22 protein-coding genes are annotated in these 19,898 nt (G+C 42.3%); 14 read left to right on the top strand and 8 right to left on the bottom strand.

Going from position 1 to position 19,898, the window contains the following annotated elements; genetic code table 11:
- Window positions 1–5 precede the first annotated feature (5 nt).
- From AKG37_RS04125 to AKG37_RS04110, 4 genes are all read left to right on the top strand, one after another.
- Complete coding sequence (locus AKG37_RS04125) at window positions 6–1,295, top strand: Gfo/Idh/MocA family protein (protein WP_060697676.1); 1,290 nt, start codon at window positions 6–8, stop codon at window positions 1,293–1,295.
- A 24-nt stretch (window positions 1,296–1,319) separates the two neighbouring features.
- Window positions 1,320–2,003 carry a YesL family protein gene (locus tag AKG37_RS04120; protein WP_060697675.1) on the top strand — a complete coding sequence of 228 codons (684 nt, stop codon included), beginning with the start codon at window positions 1,320–1,322 and terminating at the stop codon, window positions 2,001–2,003.
- A 52-nt stretch (window positions 2,004–2,055) separates the two neighbouring features.
- Window positions 2,056–2,367, top strand: coding sequence for a rhodanese-like domain-containing protein (locus AKG37_RS04115; protein ID WP_060697674.1), 312 nt, complete (start codon window positions 2,056–2,058; stop codon window positions 2,365–2,367).
- Between the two features lie 104 nt (window positions 2,368–2,471).
- Window positions 2,472–2,654, top strand: a complete 183-nt coding sequence (locus AKG37_RS04110) for a sporulation protein Cse60 (RefSeq protein WP_003217582.1) — start codon at window positions 2,472–2,474, stop codon at window positions 2,652–2,654.
- A 45-nt stretch (window positions 2,655–2,699) separates the two neighbouring features.
- Here the strand turns inward: AKG37_RS04110 and AKG37_RS04105 are convergent, their stop codons facing one another.
- From AKG37_RS04105 to AKG37_RS04090, 4 genes are all read right to left on the bottom strand, one after another.
- Entirely contained in the window at window positions 2,700–3,224 is a 525-nt protein-coding gene (locus AKG37_RS04105; RefSeq protein WP_060697673.1) for a CbrC family protein, read from the bottom strand.
- 128 nt (window positions 3,225–3,352) lie between these two features.
- The gene (gene opuD, locus AKG37_RS04100) at window positions 3,353–4,885 is read right to left on the bottom strand and encodes a glycine betaine transporter OpuD (RefSeq protein ID WP_060697672.1); all 1,533 of its coding nucleotides are present in this window, start codon (window positions 4,883–4,885) and stop codon (window positions 3,353–3,355) included.
- 140 nt (window positions 4,886–5,025) lie between these two features.
- Window positions 5,026–5,223, bottom strand: coding sequence for a hypothetical protein (locus AKG37_RS04095; RefSeq protein WP_060697671.1), 198 nt, complete (start codon window positions 5,221–5,223; stop codon window positions 5,026–5,028).
- Entirely contained in the window at window positions 5,223–6,491 is a 1,269-nt protein-coding gene (locus AKG37_RS04090; protein ID WP_060697670.1) for a BaiN/RdsA family NAD(P)/FAD-dependent oxidoreductase, read from the bottom strand. The genes AKG37_RS04095 and AKG37_RS04090 overlap by 1 nt, the downstream gene beginning before the upstream one ends.
- 175 nt (window positions 6,492–6,666) lie before the next feature.
- Between AKG37_RS04090 and AKG37_RS04085 the strand changes: the two genes are divergently transcribed.
- A complete protein-coding gene (locus tag AKG37_RS04085; RefSeq protein WP_060697669.1) occupies window positions 6,667–8,289 on the top strand; it encodes a putative polysaccharide biosynthesis protein in 1,623 nt (540 codons plus the stop codon).
- 18 nt (window positions 8,290–8,307) lie between these two features.
- Window positions 8,308–9,024 (top strand): pseudouridine synthase, encoded by a 717-nt coding sequence (locus tag AKG37_RS04080; RefSeq protein WP_060697668.1) that lies wholly within the window; start codon window positions 8,308–8,310, stop codon window positions 9,022–9,024.
- 69 nt (window positions 9,025–9,093) lie between these two features.
- On the opposite strand, the gene AKG37_RS04075 is transcribed toward AKG37_RS04080, so the two are convergent.
- Window positions 9,094–9,315 (bottom strand): DeoR family transcriptional regulator, encoded by a 222-nt coding sequence (locus AKG37_RS04075; protein WP_008356419.1) that lies wholly within the window; start codon window positions 9,313–9,315, stop codon window positions 9,094–9,096.
- Between the two features lie 367 nt (window positions 9,316–9,682).
- Complete coding sequence (locus tag AKG37_RS04070) at window positions 9,683–10,981, bottom strand: NCS2 family permease (RefSeq protein ID WP_060697667.1); 1,299 nt, start codon at window positions 10,979–10,981, stop codon at window positions 9,683–9,685.
- Between the two features lie 94 nt (window positions 10,982–11,075).
- On the opposite strand from AKG37_RS04070, the gene pepV reads away from it, so the two are divergent.
- Both pepV and AKG37_RS04060 read left to right on the top strand, forming a co-directional pair.
- On the top strand, window positions 11,076–12,476 hold the full coding sequence (gene pepV, locus AKG37_RS04065; protein WP_060697666.1) for a dipeptidase PepV: 1,401 nt from the start codon (window positions 11,076–11,078) through the stop codon (window positions 12,474–12,476).
- Window positions 12,477–12,505: 29 nt separating this feature from the next.
- Window positions 12,506–13,138, top strand: coding sequence for a Type 1 glutamine amidotransferase-like domain-containing protein (locus tag AKG37_RS04060; RefSeq protein WP_060697665.1), 633 nt, complete (start codon window positions 12,506–12,508; stop codon window positions 13,136–13,138).
- A 42-nt stretch (window positions 13,139–13,180) separates the two neighbouring features.
- On the opposite strand, the gene cysK is transcribed toward AKG37_RS04060, so the two are convergent.
- On the bottom strand, window positions 13,181–14,110 hold the full coding sequence (gene cysK / locus AKG37_RS04055) for a cysteine synthase A (protein WP_060697664.1): 930 nt from the start codon (window positions 14,108–14,110) through the stop codon (window positions 13,181–13,183).
- 94 nt (window positions 14,111–14,204) lie between these two features.
- On the opposite strand from cysK, the gene thpR reads away from it, so the two are divergent.
- From thpR to AKG37_RS04035, 4 genes are all read left to right on the top strand, one after another.
- Window positions 14,205–14,756: an RNA 2',3'-cyclic phosphodiesterase gene (thpR, locus tag AKG37_RS04050; protein ID WP_060697663.1), complete on the top strand. Its 552-nt coding sequence runs from the start codon at window positions 14,205–14,207 to the stop codon at window positions 14,754–14,756.
- A gap of 25 nt (window positions 14,757–14,781) precedes the next feature.
- On the top strand, window positions 14,782–15,717 hold the full coding sequence (locus tag AKG37_RS04045) for a hypothetical protein (protein ID WP_060697662.1): 936 nt from the start codon (window positions 14,782–14,784) through the stop codon (window positions 15,715–15,717).
- A gap of 49 nt (window positions 15,718–15,766) precedes the next feature.
- Entirely contained in the window at window positions 15,767–16,696 is a 930-nt protein-coding gene (locus AKG37_RS04040) for a YegS/Rv2252/BmrU family lipid kinase (protein ID WP_060697661.1), read from the top strand.
- Between the two features lie 285 nt (window positions 16,697–16,981).
- Window positions 16,982–17,782, top strand: coding sequence for a phosphotransferase family protein (locus AKG37_RS04035; protein WP_060697773.1), 801 nt, complete (start codon window positions 16,982–16,984; stop codon window positions 17,780–17,782).
- Here the strand turns inward: AKG37_RS04035 and AKG37_RS04030 are convergent.
- Window positions 17,779–18,054 (bottom strand): YtzH-like family protein, encoded by a 276-nt coding sequence (locus tag AKG37_RS04030; RefSeq protein WP_060697660.1) that lies wholly within the window; start codon window positions 18,052–18,054, stop codon window positions 17,779–17,781. The two genes, AKG37_RS04035 and AKG37_RS04030, sit on opposite strands and share 4 nt — an antisense overlap.
- Window positions 18,055–18,242: 188 nt before the next feature.
- Here AKG37_RS04030 and trmB point away from each other — a divergent pair, with 188 nt between their 5' ends.
- Window positions 18,243–18,884: a tRNA (guanosine(46)-N7)-methyltransferase TrmB gene (gene trmB, locus AKG37_RS04025; protein WP_060697659.1), complete on the top strand. Its 642-nt coding sequence runs from the start codon at window positions 18,243–18,245 to the stop codon at window positions 18,882–18,884.
- Between the two features lie 115 nt (window positions 18,885–18,999).
- Complete coding sequence (locus AKG37_RS04020) at window positions 19,000–19,848, top strand: YtnP family quorum-quenching lactonase (RefSeq protein WP_060697658.1); 849 nt, start codon at window positions 19,000–19,002, stop codon at window positions 19,846–19,848.
- Window positions 19,849–19,898: the final 50 nt, after the last annotated feature.

Here is a 19,898-nt window from a genome sequence, read left to right as displayed (position 1 = left end):
GGAATGTGAAACGGGTCGTGGTTTGCGGGCTCAGTCATCGAGCGTTCAATATGTTTATTCAACCGCTCACCGAGGATTTCAAAGAGCATTACAGGATTACAGGGCTTCTAGATATAGATCATCATCGGTATACACTTTGTCAGGAGCGTTTTCCATCACTGCGGGGCGTCTCGTTTTTTCATGAAGATGCATTTGATCAGATGATCAAGGAAACTAAGCCAGATATCGTGATTGTGGCAGGCAGAGATGATACACATGTCACGTATATTATGCAGGCACTTGAGCATGATCTTGATGTCATCACTGAAAAGCCAATGGTGACAACAGCAGAAGACGCTAGAAAGGTGATGGAAAAAGAGGCGGAAAGTAAGGGGAATGTCACAGTCACTTTTAATTATCGCTACAATCCTTTTCATCGAAAGGTAAAAGAACTCATTTTAGATGGGAAGATTGGAAGGGTCACATCTGTTGAACTGAGCTGGCTCATTGATACGTATCATGGTGCTAGTTATTTCAAAAGATGGAACCGCACACGTCAATTCTCTGGCGGGCTGTCTATTCATAAATCGACGCATCATTTTGATTTGGTCAATTGGTGGATTGATCAAAAACCGAAGCAAGTATTTGCTTACGGGGCGCTGAACTATTATGGGAGCGAAAGCCCTTGGAATCCTTTGCAGGGGGAGGAAAACAGGTATTGCGGAACATGTCATGTGAAGGATACATGTCATTATGAAGCAAGATGGAACCCGCGGGTGGAGCGTTCAAAGGTGGAGGACGATCATATTGAATCTGGTCAGGAGCAAACGCAGCAGTACTCAAATTATCGCCCAGATGCCTGCATTTTTGATCAGGAAATTGATATCGAGGATACATATGTGGCGTCAGTGGCTTATGACAAAGGGGCTCTGCTCAGCTATTCGATTCAATTTTCAGCACCATATGAAGGCTACCGGCTTGCCATTAATGGGACGAAGGGACGTATTGAAACAAATGAGTTTCATGTGCCATCAAGGATACCTTTTCAATTTCCGGAACAAACGATTTCTTATTACCCGATGTTTGGATCAAAGGAGACGATTGAAGTCGTGAAGCAGCCAGGCGGACATGGCGGCGGAGATCCTCTGCTTTTGGCCGATTTATTTATAGGAAAAGATCCTTTGATTCACTATGATATATCAGCAGGAGCAGAGGCTGGTGCTTATTCGATTGCACTTGGAGAAGGCATGTGGCGTTCTGTTTTAGAGAAACGCCCAATTGAAATAGAAGAATTGTTTCATAAAGAGACGGTGTAATGAGAAGGAGAGGAGGGGAAAGAGATGGATCATGATGGCTCAATGAGCAGAATGCTGCGGTTGTGTGAATGGGTGATGAGACTCGCCTATACGAATTTGTTATGGCTGATGTTCACCATCCTAGGGCTTGGCATCTTTGGATTGATGCCTGCGACCACAGCGTTATTTTCCGTCATGAGAAAGTGGATACAAGGGCATGAGCAAGTCAATGTTTCACGCACTTTTTGGAAGGTATACCGGGAGGAGTTTTTCCGCTCTAATATAATTGGCGTGGTGCTATTCATCATTGGAACGATTATTTATGTTGACCTTGCTTATATTTATCCGACGAGCTGGTTCTTACATGTGCTTCGCTTTGGCATCTATATCTTTGGTTTTCTGTTTATTGTGAGCTTATTTTATATTTTTCCACTGCTTGCTCATTACGATTGGAAAAAACGTCTCTATTTAAAATTCTCTCTTCTGCTTGGTATCTCATACTTGCAATACACACTCTCTATGCTCGTTTTCTCGGCTGTGCTGTTTGTTCTCTTTGCTTATTTGCCGGGAATCGTGCCGTTTTTTAGCGTGAGCATACTCGCCTATGGTCATATGTGGCTGGCGTATCAAGTATTTAAAAAGGTAGAGTTTGAAAGTGAGCAGCAGACAGCCGAAGTGAAGAAACGGCTGCCGTCTTTCCTTCAATCGAAGCGGGTGAATACGCAGTGATGTGAATCATTTGCTATAATGGTGTCACCGTGAATAAAAGGAGAGATGAGAGTTGTCAGTGAAAGAAATTTCAATAGAAGAATTAAAACAAAAGCTGGAGCAAGATGACGCCATTCAGCTTATCGATGTACGTGAGGATGAAGAGGTAGCAGAAGGGATGATTCCAGAAGCAGTCCACATTCGAATGGGAGATATCCCTGAGAAACTGGATGCCTTCGATCAAACGCAGGAATATTATATTATTTGCCGCTCTGGTAAACGTAGTGAAAATGTCTGCTATTACCTAGAAGATCAAGGCTACCAAGCGACCAATGTCGTTGGCGGAATGCTTGCTTGGACAGGGGAAACAAAACCGAAGCTGTAAAAAGAAGGCCTTTCATCTTATCAATGATGAAAGGCTTTTTTTGTTCATATGCCTCTCTCTATGTGCATAAAGATAGAGTAGCGAGAGAAGGGAGAGTGGCATATGTGCTAAAGGTAGCTGTTTTTGATGAAGAGCACGAGAAAGATTTGCAGAGCGAAATTAATCTCTTTTTAAAAGGAATGGATGACGACCAAATTATTGACATCAAGTACAATGTAGCGGTGATCTGTGAGCAAGGGGGAGAACAGCTCTACTGTTTTTCTGCACTCATTTTATATAAAAAATAGACGCATCAAAAAAAGGACCTGTTTGAAAGGTCCTTTTTTCTTTGATCAGCTGGCATCAATATATAAACGATGCTTGTTGCAGTGGACACATTGAAAGAGGTAGCCTTGTAAGTCTCCTCCATTGACGAGCCATTGCTTTAGGTTTTCTTTCGTGAGTCCTTCGCCGCTGCAAATGTCTTCGATATCCTCGGCGAGTTCTTCCTCTAAATGTTCAATCTCTTTCCATCCAACATACTGGACGATTGCGCAAAAATCTCCACAATGGCTTAACCAATATTCCTGCTGCCACCCGCGATAACCTGGGGTTCTGAAGATCAGTTCATCTATATATTCCTCTTGATCGACGTCATCACAGCTCGCATCGTCTTGAAAGATTCCATCATATTTTTTAGCGGCTGATCCATCTTTAATGCACCAAGGACAAATTCCCTTTACATCTTCGACAGCATAAAATGGACCTTGATATACATAATCTCTTTCTTTCTCACAAACAGGACATGTCGTGTGTTCTTTTTTTATCACGTTTAACGAAATTGGGTCTGGGTTGTACTTGAACGTAGGTAACGTCATATAAACCTCCATTATGTAGAATGTGATTTCAACTCTATTTTACAGGAATCCTCCATCAAGCAACAATCTTAAATTGTCTATATGAAAAAAAGCCGTTCGAATGAGGAACGGCTTTTTTTTACTTGCAATTATGCTTTTTTTACTCTTGGACTTCGTGGCTTATTGACTTTATCGGCTTGTTTGATGGCTCTTCGTTCATCATTCAGTGACTTGTACAATGAGACAATCATCAAAATAATGACAACGGAGAACGGTAAGGCTGCGAGTTTGGCTGTATTTTGCAGGGCTTCAAGTCCTCCTGAAAATAAAAGCACGGCAGCAACAGCCGATTGGATAATGCCCCAGCTGACTTTGACACTGCCAGAAGGGTTTAATGATCCGTAGGTTGTCTGCATTCCAAGCACAAATGTAGCTGAATCAGCTGATGTAATAAAGAATACAGCGATTAAAATGAGGGCTAGCACCGATGTGACCATCGCCAGCGGATATTCATTTAGTACACCGAACAGCATCGTTTCTGTTGAAAGACCTGCAACATCGACAATATTCTTTTGCTGTAAGTCCATCGCAGATACACCGAAAATCGAGAACCATAGAAATACTAAGATAGAAGGAGCGACTAAGACACCGACTAAAAATTCTCGAATTGTTCGTCCGCGTGACACCCTTGCGATAAAGATTCCAACAAATGGTGCCCAAGAAATCCACCATGCCCAATAAAAGATCGTCCATCCATTAATCCATTCTCTCTTTTCAGGGTCATTTGGAGATAGACGGAAGCTCATTTGAACGATATTGGATAAGTATTGCCCAATCGAGTCAGTAAATGAATTTAAGATAAAAACAGTTGGACCTGCCAAAAGTAAGAAAAACATCAGAACAGCTGCTAATACCATGTTGATATTACTTAAGTATTTAATGCCTTTTCCAATCCCGCTTAAAGCAGATGCAAGGAAGAGCACCGTCACAATCAAGATAATGATTAATTGTGTGCTAAAGGCAATTGGAATATGAAATAGGTAATTCAATCCACCATTTATTTGTGCCGCGCCTAACCCTAGGCTTGTCGCAACACCAACTACAGTTGCAAATACCGCAATACAATCGATGGTTTTCCCAATCCATCCATTCGTTTTATTTCCTAAAACGGGCTGAAGCGTTGCACTGATTAAGCCAGGTGCATTTTTTCTAAATTTAAAGTACGCAATGCAAAGTGCAACAATGGCATAAATAGCCCATGCATGAAGCCCCCAGTGGAAAAATGTATAGCGAAGGGAATCGCGGAATGCCTGTGCCGTTTCAGTCTCACCTGTTGGTGACTGTATGGCATAGTGGCTGATCGGTTCAGCTGCTCCGTAAAAAACAAGACCAATTCCCATACCGGCACTAAATAGCATCGCAAACCAAGAAAATAGGCCGAATTCAGGTTCTTCTCCCGGTTTACCCAGCGTAATCTTACCGATTGGGCTAAAGATAAAGAATAGACAAAAGCCGACAAGCAGTGATACCACTAACAAGTAATACCAGCCAAAGTCATTTGTAATGTATGTTTGAATTTGATCTGTCACATTCTGCAGTGTTTCTGGAGAAAACGCTCCCCACATGACGGCAACAAATGTGATCGCAATCACAATCCAAAATACACTTGATACGTTTTTCACACCATCTCACTCTCCTGTTGTTCTACACGTTTAAGCAGAGGATTTTGTTTAATATCCCCGAACCCAACTAATTTCAAACAAAAAGAGGCGAGCTTCTCACTCGACCTCTACTTTACCGTAACATGTTTTACTTCCATTTATCAACCATCGATATGTGAAGATGACTTTTCTTCAATTCGTTTGCGCAGACGGTAGACATATTCTTTTAAACAAACAGCGAAAACGGTAAATGCCAAAACAATGGCGATTTTTAATGGGGTAATAGACAGCTTCAAGATAACAGCTGCTGTTAAACTGATAACGACTGCAAGTACAATCGGAAGTGCGCGTCTGATCATTAATCTCTCTCCTTTGCTTCTAATGCAGCATTCAGACCGGCAAGTCTGCCTGTCACAAGTGCTGACGTGATATTGTATCCGCCTGTGTAGCCATGAATGTCTAGAATCTCTCCGCAGAAATAAAGACCGGGCATTTTTTTAGAGGCCATTTTCTTCGGTTCAATTTCTTTCACAGAAACGCCGCCTCCTGTCACAAACGCTTTGTCCAAAGAAAGTGTACCATTTGCATGAACGATGAAATGTTTGCAATCATGGGCAAACGCACGCAGTTTATCCTTGGCTAGTCCAGAAAACGTTTCCTGAGGATCAATGCCGTTCCGCTCTAAAAGGAACAATAAGTAGCGTTCTTGCATCCAAGACTTGAGGACATTTTTAATGGCTTTTTTCGGTTCATCTTTTAGGTCTCGATGAAGCTTTTGGAACAGCTCCTCGTCATTCAGCTTCGGATATAAGTCGATCTGCAGACGGACGGACGGCTGCTTTTTTAATTCTTTCACAACAAATCCGCTGCATCTAAGAACAGCTGGACCTGATAAACCAAAGTGAGTAAAGATCATATCCATGACATGTGTGACGACGGGTTTCCCTTTTTTATTGAGAACACTGACAGCCACACTTCTTAAAGAAAGACCTTGAAGCACCTTTTCTTTAATAAAACGTTCATCTGATGTGACAGGTACTTCTGTTGGGAAGAGCTCTGTAATCGTATGCCCGGCTGCTTCTGCCCATGCATAGCCGTCGCCAGTAGAGCCGGTATGAGGTACACTTTTTCCGCCAACAGCAATCACAACAGCCTTACTTGAAATTTTTTCATCATTATTTGTAACAATTCCAGCTGTTTGTCCGTCTTGATACAGAACTGTTTTAATCTTTTCGTTCGTACGAATGGTGACATTGAGGGCACGGAGCCTGTCTAAAAGGGCATCCACGACAGACTGTGCTTTGTTTGAGACAGGGAACATACGTCCATGGTCTTCTTCTTTTAGTTCAATGCCAAGGTTTTCAAAAAATGAAATAATATCCTCATTGTTGAACTCAGAAAATGCACTATATAGAAAACGGCCGTTTCCGGGAATATGCTTGATGATTTCTTCTACTGGAAGGCGATTGGTGACGTTACAGCGTCCACCGCCAGAAATGGCCAGCTTTCTGCCAAGTTTGTTTCCTTTGTCAATTAACAGAACTGTCGCACCGTGTTCTGCTGATGCAATCGCGGCCATCAGTCCAGAAGGTCCACCGCCAATGACAATGACATCATAATGTTTCATGTTACATTCCTCTTTCTACTTTCAGTCATTTTTCTATTATAACGAAGATTAGGGAAGGCTGAAATATGAATTGATTGGTTTTGTGACTTCTGTATTGGATTTGTTACCTGTGCGTTGAAATGATGTGGTAAAATAGTTAAGTTGAATATTCATTAGAAAAATGGTGGTTAAGCACATGTCTAATAAACTGCTTCGTGGTACGTTGGTTTTAACGATAGGGACGTATCTCTCTCGTATTCTCGGTATGATTTACTTAATTCCATTTAGCGCAATGGTCGGAGCGACTGGTGGTGCGCTATTCCAATATGGATACAATCAGTATACGATCTTTTTAAGTATTGCTACACTTGGTTTTCCAACAGCGGTATCAAAATTTGTTTCCAAATATAATGCGATCGGTGATTATGAGACAACAAGGAAAATGTTCAGGGCGGGTATGTCGGTCATGCTTGTCACCGGGATGATCGCCTTTTCTATTTTATATTTGTCCGCACCGATTTTTGCTAAGATTCAGCTTGGCGGATCGAATGAAACAGGCGGTTTGACTGTCGATCAAGTGGTATATGTGATTCGGATGGTCAGTTTAGGGCTTTTGGTTGTGCCAATCATGAGTCTTGTGCGGGGGTTCTTCCAAGGACACTCCATGATGGGGCCGACAGCTGTTTCACAAGTGATTGAACAACTTGTCAGAATCATCTTCCTATTAACAGCGACGTTTATTATATTAAAGGTGCTTGACGGCGGGCTTGTTATTGCTGTCGGATACGCAACATTTGCTGCGCTGATCGGTGCATTTGGCGGTTTATTCACGCTTTATTTATATTGGCTGAAGCGGAAGGACCGGCTCTTATCCATGCAGCCGAATACAGGCGCTCACTCTGAATTATCGTATAGGCAAATGTTTACTGAGCTGTTTAGCTATGCGGCACCGTATGTGTTTGTTGGACTTGCGATTCCAATTTATTCTTATATTGACACAAATACAATTAACAGAGCCATGATTGCCTCAGGACATCAGGATATTAGTACAGCGGTATTGTCCATCGTGACGTTATATTTACCAAAGCTTGTAATGATTCCTGTGTCACTCGCAACAGCGTTTGGCTTAACCTTGATTCCGACGATTACGGAGTCGTTTACAGCACGTAATTACAAACTGCTCAATAGACAAATTGATCAGACAATGCAGATCATTTTATTTTTCGTGCTGCCTGCTTCATTTGGTATCTCAGCATTAGCTGGACCGGTTTATTGGTTCTTCTATCCGTCGGTTCATCCTGAGATTGGGATCTCCATTTTGTTTTGGTATGCACCTGTTGCATTATTGTTTTCTTTATTCACCATTAATGCAGCGATCTTGCAAGGGATTAACAAACAAAAATTTGCTATCGTCAGTCTTTTGTTAGGGATCATTATTAAAACGGTTCTGAACATTCCGCTGATCAGCTGGCTGCAAGGAAATGGTTCTGTGCTGGCAACGGCACTAGGCTACAGTGCGTCCATCTTGTATATGTTTATCATGATTAAACGCCATGCCGGCTATTCGTTCCGCAGGATTTTCAAACGTTTTATTCTCATTGGTATTTTAACGGCGATCATGGCCGTAGTGGCTTATATGACATGTCAGCTTGTAAGCCAAGTGATTTCTTATGAAGGCGGAATTGTACAAGCGGGTATCGTCATTTTAATTTCCATGATCACTGGCGGCGGTGTATATATGTTCTTGTCTTATAAGGTAGGATTACTAGAGCGTGTATTAGGGAGCCGTATGCCGAGATTTTTAAGAAAAAAGAGTTAAAAGAAGAGGTGGATATTCATGAGGCTTGATAAATTGCTTGCTAACAGCGGCTTTGGTTCAAGAAAAGATGTGAAAAAACTTGTCAAGGCCCGAGCGGTCACAGTGAATGGGGAAGTGGCAAAGCAGGTGAAAGATCATGTTGATCCATCAAATGATGAAGTGCTTGTACATGGAGAGCGTGTAGAGTATAAAGAATTCATTTACTTAATGATGAACAAGCCAGACGGTGTTATCTCAGCAACTGAAGATTTGCGGGATGAAACGGTTGTTGATTTACTCGAGCCGGAGGATATCGCAAGGGAGCCCTTCCCAGTGGGGAGACTGGATAAGGACACGGTCGGTCTCCTTCTCCTCACAAATGATGGCCAGCTTGCGCATCAATTACTTTCTCCAAAAAAACATGTGCCGAAAACGTACGAAGTTCATTTGAAATATCCTTTAGGAGATCAAGATATCAAGCGTCTTGAAGAGGGCGTTGTCATTTTAGATGATTATCATACGAAGCCGGCCAAGGTTGAAGTAGATGCGAACGAAGACGAAGATACACGCATCCGTTTAACGATTACTGAAGGGAAGTACCATCAAGTGAAACTGATGGCGCAAGCGGTAGGAAATGAAGTGGTCTTTTTAAAAAGGCTGTCGATGGGTCCTGTCCCTTTAGATGAAGATCTAGCACCTGGAGAGTACCGTGAATTGACGGATGAAGAATTAGACAGCTTAATCAATCGTGAATAGATTTAGAACAAAAGAAAAGAACCGGCACATCGCCGGTTCTTTTTGTTATATGGACAATCCATTATACGCTTAAGATGATATTTTTACTTTTTTTCTTGTTGTTTCCCATTTGCCTCTGCTTGGACTATGAACAAGATCGTTATAGGCAAGCACGTTTAAGTCTCTTTGAATGGTTCTAGGTGTGATCCCGAATTCATCAACCAGCTCTTGTGTCGTCACAAGACCTTTCTCTTGAATGAACATATAAACTGATTTAATTCGAGTCATCATACGGTTTGTTGAAGGTTTCAAAAAACCACTCCCTATCAATAAGATCGGATGGACTTGACTAACCACAACTTACTACACTAAAACTGCGAAATAAGGACATGCAACAATGGTAAATGTTCGTGTTTCTTAATGTTTTATTCTATTATACACGTTATTATGCATCTAGTTCCACCAAAAAGTCAACTTTACGTGTTTTTAAACTTGTCTACATGAAATAAAATATGGTATATATCATGATTTGAATCCGGTTACAACCCAATAATCACAAGGGATACGAAAGAAGTGGACACATTCAAACGTCCAAAAAATAAACACAGAAAATTTACAAAATAAAAAATAGTGAAGGCAAAAAGACACATTCCATGTAAGGATGTGCCTTTTTTATTTGTTATCCTTCTAAGAAAAAGAGCTGAATGAAAAATAAGATCGCAAAGATGAGAACAAGTACATGGACTTCCTTCCATTTCCCTTTTGCCAATTTCACAAGTGGATATGAAATAAATCCAAGTGAAATCCCTGTAGAGATACTAGAAGTCAGTGGCATCGAAAGAATGACAAGAAAAGCAGGGAATGCTTCGTCTAGTTCGTTCCAGCGAATGCGTGACACTGAGTTCATCATTAAGCAGCCAACAATGATTAAAACAGGTGATGTGATCGCTGGTAAAGAAGAAATAGCTTGAACGAGCGGGCCGAAAAATAATGCCACAATAAACAATGCAGCGACCGTTAAAGAAGTCAGTCCAGTTCTTCCGCCAGCAGCAACCCCTGATGACGATTCAATATAAGCAGTGGTTGGGCTTGTACCAAACATAGAACCAACCGTTGTTGCAGCAGAGTCAGCGAGCAGGGCTCTGCGCACTTTTGGCAGCTGGCCATTTTTCATTAATCCGGCTTGTTCTGCGACTCCAATCATTGTACCTGTCGTATCAAAAATCGTCACCAGTAAAAAGGAGAAGACGACAGCATACAAATGATGAGAGAACACGTCACCAAAGGCAGAGATTGGATTTGTAATCAGCATGCCTTCAGGCAGTGCAGGAATGTCCATCAGCATTTTAGGGAAATGTAGCTGGCCTGTCACGAGCGCAATCAATGTAGTCGCTAGCATGCCGATAAACAGCGCACCATTGATTTGAAGAACCATTAAAATAACCGAAATCATTAAGCCGACAAGCGTTAAAATAACAACAGGCGAGCTTAAGTTACCAAGCTTCACCAGGTTTTCTGGATCAGCAGCGATGATACCAGACTGTCTGAGGCCAATAAACGCAATGAACAGCCCGATGCCTGCTGTAATGCCGTACTTTAAATTATCTGGAATGGCTTCAATCAGTTGTTTTCTAAGGGAGGTTAACGATAAAATAATAAAGAGTATACCAGCAACAAATACCGCACTGAACGCTGTTTGATAGCTGATGCCGCCACCACCGACAACGGTAAAGGTGAAATAGACATTCAGTCCCATGCCTGGTGCAATGGCAATCGGATAGTTTGCAAATAGTGCCATCCAAAGCGTACCGACGACAGCAGCGATAATTGTTGCAGTAAAGACTTGGTCAAAAGGAATGCCTGCTTTTGAAAGAATTCCTGGGTTGACGGCTACAATATATACCATGGTAAAGAATGTCGTCATACCAGCGATTAATTCTTTCTTTATGTTGGTTTGATTTTCTTTTAACTGAAACATAAAATCCTCCATTTACGAACATTATTACAAAACAATATATATAATATTCGTTTTAAGGGTGGATTGCAACCTTTTTTCAAGGAGGAATGGAAAAATGAATTGGGAAGCTGAAGTAATACGAAAAAAAGACAACTTGATCAAGGACACACAATCTTTTTTACAAATTGAAAGTGTTCTTGATGAAGAAGGCGGTAAAGAAGGAAAGCCTTTTGGTGAAAAAGTCGATGATGCCCTTCAGTATATGCTAAGAAAAGGGGAAGACGAAGGCTTTACAGTCAAGAATGTCGATGGCTATGCAGGTCATATTGAATACGGCGAAGGCGAAGACATTGTAGGAGTGCTTTGCCATGTGGACGTTGTGCCTGCTGGTGACGGCTGGACAACCCCGCCATTTTCAGCGGACATAAGAGAAAATAAAATTTTTGCACGTGGTGCCATTGATGATAAAGGCCCAACCATGGCTGCTTTTTATGCACTGAAGATATTAAAGGATTCTGGTCTGCAGCTATCGAAAAAAATCCGAATGATCATTGGAACAGATGAAGAAAGCGATTGGCGCTGTGTGGACCATTATTTCAAGCATGAGGCGATGCCGCAAATCGGATTTGCACCAGATGCCGATTTTCCAATTATTCATGCGGAAAAAGGGATCATTGATGCCATTGTGTCATTTACATATCAACAAACAGCGGATCATCAGCGCTATACGCTCAAGCAATTTACATCAGGTATGAGGCTGAATATGGTGCCAGATGAGGCAGCTGCGGCTGTTACAGCTACGCAGGAACACGATGCTGAATTATTAAAAACAGCATTTGAAGCCTATCTTGCTGATCATCAATTATCAGGTGAAGTAAAGAGCACAGCCGATGGACTCCATTTCACATTAAAAGGGGTATCTGTTCATGCCATGGAACCGGCGCATGGTACAAATGCGGGCATTCATATGGCGAATTTCTTATGCAGACACGAATTAGATGAGCAAGGACTTGCTTTTACTTCCCAGATCAATGCTTTATTTGATCAGGATACAAGAGGACAAAAGCTGGGGATTGCTTGCAAGGATGAGATTAGCGGAGACTTGACCTTGAATGTGGGAACAATCCGCTATACACAAAACGAGGAAGCAAAGCTAGGGTTAAATGTCCGCTATCCAGTGACAGCAGACGGCAAGGACGTCAAAAAAGGAATTGAAAGCATAAAAGGGGCATCCCTTCTAAAATTTGACGACAGCCCTCCGCATCATGTTTCAAAAGATCATCCCCTTGTGAAAACTTTGCAGCGGGTATATGAGGAGCAAACTGGAGATCCTGCAACTCTGATTGCCATAGGGGGAGGAACGTATGCGAGATCTTTAGAAGCGGGTGTTGCCTTTGGGCCTCTATTCCCTGGCAGACCAGATTGTGCCCATCAAAAGGATGAATACATTGAAATTGATGACTTACTGAGAGCAACAGCTCTTTATGCACAAGCTATGTATGAATTGGCAAAATAAAAAAAGGAAAAGAAAAGAGGGGATTCATAGTGAAAAAAATGTTCTTATGCTCTTCATTCAAAGACAGCTATTCTCTCTTGTCTGACTTTGCGGGTGAATCATTAAAAGGAAAGAGTGTGACTTTCTTTCCGACGGCAAGTGCTGTAGAGGAAGTCACGCACTATGTGGAGGCGGCGAAGGAAGCCTTTCAGCAATTAGGGATGCAGCTTGAGATTGTGCATATAGATGAACAGTCTGCCGAAGAGATCACACAGCTGATCAAACAAAATGATGTGATCTACGTTTCAGGAGGCAACACTTTTTATTTATTGCACGAGTTGAGAAAGCATCGTCTCGATGACGTGTTGAAAGAAGAAATCAACAATGGCAAGCTGTACATCGGAGAATCTGCTGGGAGTATTATCATGGCGCCAAGCATTGAATATATCTCCCTGATGGATGATCAGGAGAAGGCGCCGGAGCTTTCATCATTTCAAGGTTTCAATGAAATCAGCCGCTATCCAGTACTGCATGTGCACAACGCCTATTTAGGCGAGGCCGCGCAGCACATAATGGAGAAGCATCAGCAAACGCTCGATCTATGCCCGCTTACTGATGAGCAAGTTTTACTCATCACTGGTGAGCAGGCTGAGGTGAAGCTGGTCAAATCATCGCAACTGTGAAACGAAGAAAAAGGAACAGGGATTCATCGCCCTGTTCCTTTTTTAATGTTGAAAAACATCACTTGATAAGTATCGTTCACCCGTATCTGCTGTCATACAGATGACGACTTGATCTGTTGGCAATTGCTTAGCTGTTTCAATGGCTGCATAGCAAGCCGCTCCAGAGGATGGTCCTACTAAAATACCTTCAAGCTGGGCGAGCTGCCGTGTGATGTGGTATGCATCTTCGTCGCTTACTTGCACGATCTCATCATAGACATCCTCATTTAAGATTTGGGGGATAAACCCTGGACTTGTGCCAACGAGCTTATGTTTGCCAGGTTCCCCGCCAGATAAGACTGGAGATCCCTTTGGCTCTGCCACACGTATGGTCAAGTGAGGGAATGCCTTCTTTAATTCCTCTCCAGTTCCTGTAATGGTGCCGCCAGTCCCAGCTGTTGCGACAAAGGCTCCAAGGGGCTGTCCAAGTTGTTTCACAGCTTCAATGATTTCGACTGCAGTTGTTCCTCTATGCGCATCTGGATTCGCCTTATTATCAAATTGCATGGGAATAAAACTATGAGGAATTTGAGCAGCCAGTTCCTCAGCCTTGCGGATACAGCCTGGCATTTTTTCTTCTCCTGGGGTTAAGACGACCTGCGCCCCGTATGCCTTCAAAATATTGATTCTTTCCTTTGTCATCGTATCAGGCATGACAAGGATGGCTTTGTAGCCTCTTGCGGCGGCATTCATGGCTAAACCAATCCCTGTATTTCCGCTCGTAGGCTCAATAATGGTTGCTCCTTTTGTGAGTTTTCCTTGTCTTTCTGCCTCGATAATCATATTGTAAGCCGCGCGGTCCTTGACACTTCCGCTAGGATTGAATGCTTCTAGCTTTAAATAAACAGCCGCGGCATTTTTGGGCTGAAGCCGCTGTAATTTGACAAGCGGTGTATCGCCAATTAACTCTGCTATATTTTGTGCAACCTTCATGATATGACACCCTTTCTTCTCATTCCGCATTTCTTTAGTTATACTATCATCAATGGGGATTCGTAAAGTTTGTTAAAAAAGGACAGGTGATATTGTGTCAGAAAGCCGTCATTATTTTATAGGGATTCACATCCCTGAACAACTTGCGCATCAAATCAAACAAGACTTGGATCAAAGAAGTGGACTGTCCTTTCAAAAATGGACAGCACCACATGATTATCATGTGACCCTTGTATTTTTAGGCGCCATTCCAGAAGAGCGCTTAAAAAAGATCATCCAGCTGATCGACATTCTTTCAAACGAAGCTGCCTCATTTCCACTAGCGCTGAAAGAGTTAGGGCAGTTTGGTACAAAGGAGCGCCCAAGAGTCTTTTTTGCAAAGCCAATTGAAAATGAGCCGCTCATGCAGTTAAGAGAAAAGGTGAAAGAAGCCGTCATGTCAGCAGGACATCCTGTTGAAAAAAGACCGTTTCATCCGCATATGACGATCGCGCGTAAATGGAATGGTGATGATTCTTATAGAGAACAAGCGCCTTTAAGCAAAGAGCCATATGTGATGGAGGTTTCTCGTATTACTTTATTTGAAATACGTCCGAAAGAAACCCCGCGTTATCACGCAATCAAACAATTTACACTACATAAATGATTTTAGAAGTTGGAGTGAACAGCAGATGGCGCAAATTATTAAAATTCAAGATTATATATCACGATATGAACAAGACCCGCATCACTACATCAATCAATTCATTCGATTGAAAAAACAAAGATGGGACGAGTTGAAAAGGGCTTCAAAGGAGGAGGCGCAGCAGCCGTTAGACCAAATGTCTGAACAAGCGTCTGAACAAGAGGAAGAAAAGAGAAAGAAATTCTCCTTAAAGAGAAAGCAAAAAGAAGCCGATATGAAAAAGGAACGGGACCTGAGTCTTTTTAACGAGCCGACAGATATAGAGCAGGGGGTTTTCAAAAACGTTCCTACCGATGAAACGCAGCTGATTCACTTTTTTAAGGATCATCTCTACGACGTGCAATTAAAATGGGCAAGCTCGACGATTTCACATATTTCAACCGTCTCCCATCATATTCGGTATGATGAAAAGCTGCGTATGCTTGCAAGGCAGCTTCCGGATTCTTATTTTGTGATGTACAAGCCGGTGCTGCTCATTCAAAAAGCCGAGATGGAATTATGTCCGGTACTCATTACGCCGCTCGAAGTGATCTGTTTATCCTTCTTAGAGGCAGAGCCAGACAGCGTCTATATCGGAACGAAGGAACGTTTTTGGGAAAAGAGGGCGACTGGGAAAGCTGTTCAGTCTGTCTTGAATCCTTGCGCAAGCCTTCTGCGCTCTGGCACTGTCGTGTCAAAGATTTTACAGCAAAGTGGTGTAGACCTTCCTGTGAAGAAAATCCTGATCAGCCGTACCTCTTATATTGATTTACCTGAAGTTCCATATGGGATGGAGGTTGTCGATAAGAAGAAAGCGGAAGAGTGGTTTGAAAAGCAGCGGAAAAATACGGCGCCGACAAAACATCAGCAATTTAAGGCAACAAAGGCATTGCTTGCTTATGGTGAATCAGACAGTAAAAGAAGGCAGGAATGGCTCGATTAAAGACATGAGGAAAGGTCACGAAAAATTGAGACCTGAGTGGAGCTAATATATGAATGAATGGTACTTTATCGTTAATCCAGAAGCAGGACATGGAAAAGGACTCCGCACATGGAGGAGCTTAGAGAAGGAATTACAGAAGGTGGAGATCTCTTATCGATCGTTTCTCACCCAGCATGAGGGCCATGCGGAAGTTTTGGCAAGACAAATTAGCGCCATGCAAGATGACAGGCTGAAGCGCTTGATTGTCATTGGTGGTGACGGCACCATTCATGAAGTACTGAATGGCTTAAAGGAAATCGATCATGTGCAGCTTAGCTTTGTCCCTGCCGGTCATTGGAATGATGCTGCGAAGGGTCTCGGTATCCACCGTCACGACGTCCTAAAAGAAGTGAGAAAGCAAAAGAGAATGCTCACCAAAACATTTTCTCTCGGTTCCTTTCAAGACCATGCCGAAAGTCCGCAATCTGTTCTTTTTCTCAATCATATCGGTGTGGGATTCGATGCACATGTACTGAGGAAAACGGTGCATTTTAGAGGGAAAAAGTGGCTGAAACGGCTGGGGCTTGGCTTTATCATCTACCCGCTGTCATTTCTCCATTCTTTATGGTCCTTTAAGCCGTTTGACCTTGCGCTGTTTATTGAAAATGAGAAGAAGGTCTTTCGACAAGTATGGTTTGTGATCGTGTGCAATCACCCGTATTACGGAGGAGGGCTGGAAGCAGCGCCGGAAGTGAGTGCGAGGCAGCCAGGCTTTCAAACGATTGTTGTCACAGATTTGAATCCATTCAAAGTCCTCTTGTTTCTAAGTGCAATGGTGTTTCGAAAGCATCTTGGGATGGAGGGGGTTACCCTGTTTCAGCATGAGCAGGCGTACTTGGAGGCAGATGAAAAAATTCTATTTCACGCAGATGGAGAAGTGATTGGTGCAACGCCTGTCTTTGTGAAGGCAAGTGAACGATCCTTAAAATTACGTGCTTAACGAACTTGCGGTGTATATCGCAGTTAAAGAACCATGAAAAAAGCCTTCTTTTTCGTAAGGTTCTTGTCCTGATTTTTTAGTTTTGCTTGACGAGTATAAGAAGGTAACGATAAAATCTATAGGACGGCTATTGTTTAGCATCTCATTCTCAATAGCTGTCCTTTTTGTTTTTATGATCATATAAATAAAAAAAGAAACAGCCAATTGACCTTCAATCGGCTGAATTTTGTCGACTAAAAAAGCAAGATTTAAAATATTTTAAGAAATGATGGGTTGAAAATTGATATGAACTGGTTGGGACAAATATTAGGTAGCGAATGGCACATCTCTCCTGCTGGAGGCGCTACGGGAGATGCGTACTTCGCAACACACAATGACCAAAAGCTATTTTTAAAACGCAATACGTCACCGTTTCTTGCGGTTTTGTCAGCTGAAGGCATTGTGCCGAAGCTTGTCTGGACAAAACGGATGGAAAATGGGGACGTGATTACTGCACAGCACTGGCTGAGCGGCAGAGAGCTGAAGCCAAAGGACATGAACGACCGTCCTGTAGCAGAGCAACTAAGAAAAATTCATACATCAAAAGAATTGCTCGATATGCTGAAACGATTAGAGAAACACTCTCTAGACCCAGAATCCATTCTGATGCATCTGAAACAGTCCATATTAAAAGAGCAAATTGATTCACAAGACATTTCGCATGCCATCCAGTACTTAGAGAAGCATGTGGAGGCAGTCCATTTCGAGGATAAGGTCGTCTGTCATTGTGACCTCAATCATAATAATTGGCTGCTCACAGATGAAAACCAGCTCTATTTAATTGACTGGGATGGAGCGATGATTGCGGACCCAGCGATTGATCTTGGACCGCTTTTATACCATTATGTTGAGGAAGAGAACTGGGAAAGCTGGCTCTCTATGTACGGCGCCCCGCTGACGGACAATTTGCGAAAACGAATGGCGTGGTACGTGCTCGCTGAAACCGTATCGTTTGTTGTTTGGCATAAAAGAAAAGGAAATGATAAGGCGCAAAAAGAAGTGCAAGTCGAGCTGAATGCACTCTTAAAACGGTTAAACATCCATTAAGACAGTGGAATGTTCTCGACCCAGTCAGATAGATGAGATTGATGCGCCTCGATATGTGCATCAATTGAACTGACAGAGGTGCCCTTTTGGCTGTAATCATAAATATCTGTTAATAGCTGACGGACGTCAGCATCCAAATCTTCTTTTGCCAGCATTAATTGAATCACACGTCCCACCTGTTCATATTCTGCAACAGTCCCGCAGCAATCCAGCTGGTGATCGGTTAAAATATCTTTGACTAATTGAAGCTGATGTTGACGGTTTAAACCCATACGTATGCTCCTTTCCTGCGTGTCATTTATGAGGTTAAACTGTGCATTCAGCGCCCAATTTATACATGCGTCAGACCAGCCAAGCGAAGAGCTGGTCTTTTTCATATGGACATAGGAGTTGCTGTCTTGCGGGTCTTTATGTTTCGTGGTATCTTGATAAAATGTAAAGAAAATAGAGGTGTATCAAATTGAGAATGCGACATAAGCCATGGGCTGATGATTACTTAGCTGAGAATGCTCATATTGCGTTAGCAAACCCGGAGCAACATAAAGGGAAATGGCATGAGCTGTTTGGAAATGATCATCCAATCCATATTGAAGTTGGGACAGGAAAAGGGAGCTTTATTGCTGGAATGGGCAAGCTTCATCCTCATATCAACTATATTGGCATTGAGTTATTTAAAAGTGTCATTGTGACAGCAGTAGATAAAATCAAAGAGACAGATGTTGAAAATGTAAAGCTTTTGAACATCAATGCTGAGACGCTGACAGATGTGTTTGCGGAAAATGAGATTGACCGGGTCTATTTGAATTTCTCCGATCCGTGGCCAAAAGCAAGACACGAAAAGCGCAGATTGACGTTTAAAGCCTTTTTAGAGCGATATGAACATATTCTCCGTCCAGGCGGTGAATTACACTTCAAAACAGATAACCGCAGGTTATTTGAATATTCCTTAACAAGTTTTTCTGCATATGGCCTTCTTTTAACGTATGTCAGCCTAGATTTACATGAGGATGGCTTAGAAGGAAATGTTATGACTGAATATGAAGAGAAATTCTCGTCTATGGGACAACCTATTTATCGATCAGAGGTCAAATTCCCAGAATAACAAATAGCATCAAGCTGACTGCAAAACAAATAGCAGTCAGCTTTTTTCATGAAAAGATTCGTGCATGCGATTTTTGGCTGTATTTGCTACGATAGAAAAAGGAGGGATGACAGTCATGGAGACAATGAAAATAGGTGGAATGGAACTGTTTTGGTTAAACGGTGGAGATACGCACATGGATGGCGGTGCAATGTTCGGTGTCGTGCCAAAGCCATTATGGTCAAAAAAATACCCGGTAAATGACCGCAATCAAATTGAATTACGGTGTGATCCAATTCTCATTCGGTGGAATGGCCTTCATCTGTTAGTGGATTCTGGTATTGGATCAGGAAAGCTCACAGATAAACAAAAACGCAATTACGGCGTAACAGAGGAAACCAAATTGGAAGAATATTTAGCGGCTCTTGGCTTGGGGCCATCAGACATTGATTACGTATTAATGACACACCTGCATTTCGATCATGCCAGCGGATTAACAAAACGTGAGGGTGACGAGCTTGTGTCTGTTTTTCAGCAAGCAAAAATCATCACATCGAAAATCGAATGGGATGAAATGAGAGCGCCGAACATCCGATCAAGAAATACATATTGGAAAGAAAACTGGGAGCCAGTGGCAGATCAAGTGGTTACATTTGAAGAAAGCATTGAAGTGACAGAAGGCATTCAGCTGCACCATACAGGTGGTCACAGCAATGGTCATAGCATCTTAACACTCACAAGTGAGGGCGAGACAGCCATTCATTTAGCCGATATCATGCCAACACATGCTCATAAAAATCCACTCTGGGTTCTAGCATATGATGATTACCCAATGACTTCGATTCCAGCTAAGCAAAAGTGGCAGGCATTTGCAGAAGAAAAAAATGCCTGGTTCTTGTTTTATCATGATGCCATTTACCGTGCAGTAAAATGGGACGAAGACGGGCAAATCACACACGAAATCAAAAGAGAAACAGGAAGATAAAAGATCACCTGTATGTTTTTTCACCTTTCACACAAAATAACGACAAAATG

This window comes from Bacillus australimaris (assembly GCF_001307105.1).
In the GTDB taxonomy this organism is placed as follows: Bacteria; Bacillota; Bacilli; order Bacillales; family Bacillaceae; genus Bacillus; species Bacillus australimaris.
The sequence above is the reverse complement of the archived record's forward strand: the minus strand, read 5'-3'. Positions and strand labels throughout refer to the sequence as shown.

What these genes read in the sequence shown, in the direction of transcription:
- AKG37_RS04045 (WP_060697662.1), top strand. Translation starts at nt 14,782, where the DNA reads ATGGCGCAAATTATTAAAATTCAAGATTATATATCACGATATGAACAA.
- AKG37_RS04020 (WP_060697658.1), top strand. Translation starts at nt 19,000, where the DNA reads ATGGAGACAATGAAAATAGGTGGAATGGAACTGTTTTGGTTAAACGGT.
- cysK (WP_060697664.1), bottom strand. Translation starts at nt 14,110, where the DNA reads ATGAAGGTTGCACAAAATATAGCAGAGTTAATTGGCGATACACCGCTT.
- AKG37_RS04120 (WP_060697675.1), top strand. Translation starts at nt 1,320, where the DNA reads ATGGATCATGATGGCTCAATGAGCAGAATGCTGCGGTTGTGTGAATGG.
- AKG37_RS04090 (WP_060697670.1), bottom strand. Translation starts at nt 6,491, where the DNA reads ATGAAACATTATGATGTCATTGTCATTGGCGGTGGACCTTCTGGACTG.
- AKG37_RS04070 (WP_060697667.1), bottom strand. Translation starts at nt 10,981, where the DNA reads ATGTTTCAGTTAAAAGAAAATCAAACCAACATAAAGAAAGAATTAATC.
- AKG37_RS04030 (WP_060697660.1), bottom strand. Translation starts at nt 18,054, where the DNA reads ATGGGTTTAAACCGTCAACATCAGCTTCAATTAGTCAAAGATATTTTA.
- AKG37_RS04085 (WP_060697669.1), top strand. Translation starts at nt 6,667, where the DNA reads ATGTCTAATAAACTGCTTCGTGGTACGTTGGTTTTAACGATAGGGACG.
- AKG37_RS04105 (WP_060697673.1), bottom strand. Translation starts at nt 3,224, where the DNA reads ATGACGTTACCTACGTTCAAGTACAACCCAGACCCAATTTCGTTAAAC.
- pepV (WP_060697666.1), top strand. Translation starts at nt 11,076, where the DNA reads ATGAATTGGGAAGCTGAAGTAATACGAAAAAAAGACAACTTGATCAAG.
- AKG37_RS04080 (WP_060697668.1), top strand. Translation starts at nt 8,308, where the DNA reads ATGAGGCTTGATAAATTGCTTGCTAACAGCGGCTTTGGTTCAAGAAAA.
- AKG37_RS04035 (WP_060697773.1), top strand. Translation starts at nt 16,982, where the DNA reads ATGAACTGGTTGGGACAAATATTAGGTAGCGAATGGCACATCTCTCCT.
- AKG37_RS04095 (WP_060697671.1), bottom strand. Translation starts at nt 5,223, where the DNA reads ATGATCAGACGCGCACTTCCGATTGTACTTGCAGTCGTTATCAGTTTA.
- AKG37_RS04040 (WP_060697661.1), top strand. Translation starts at nt 15,767, where the DNA reads ATGAATGAATGGTACTTTATCGTTAATCCAGAAGCAGGACATGGAAAA.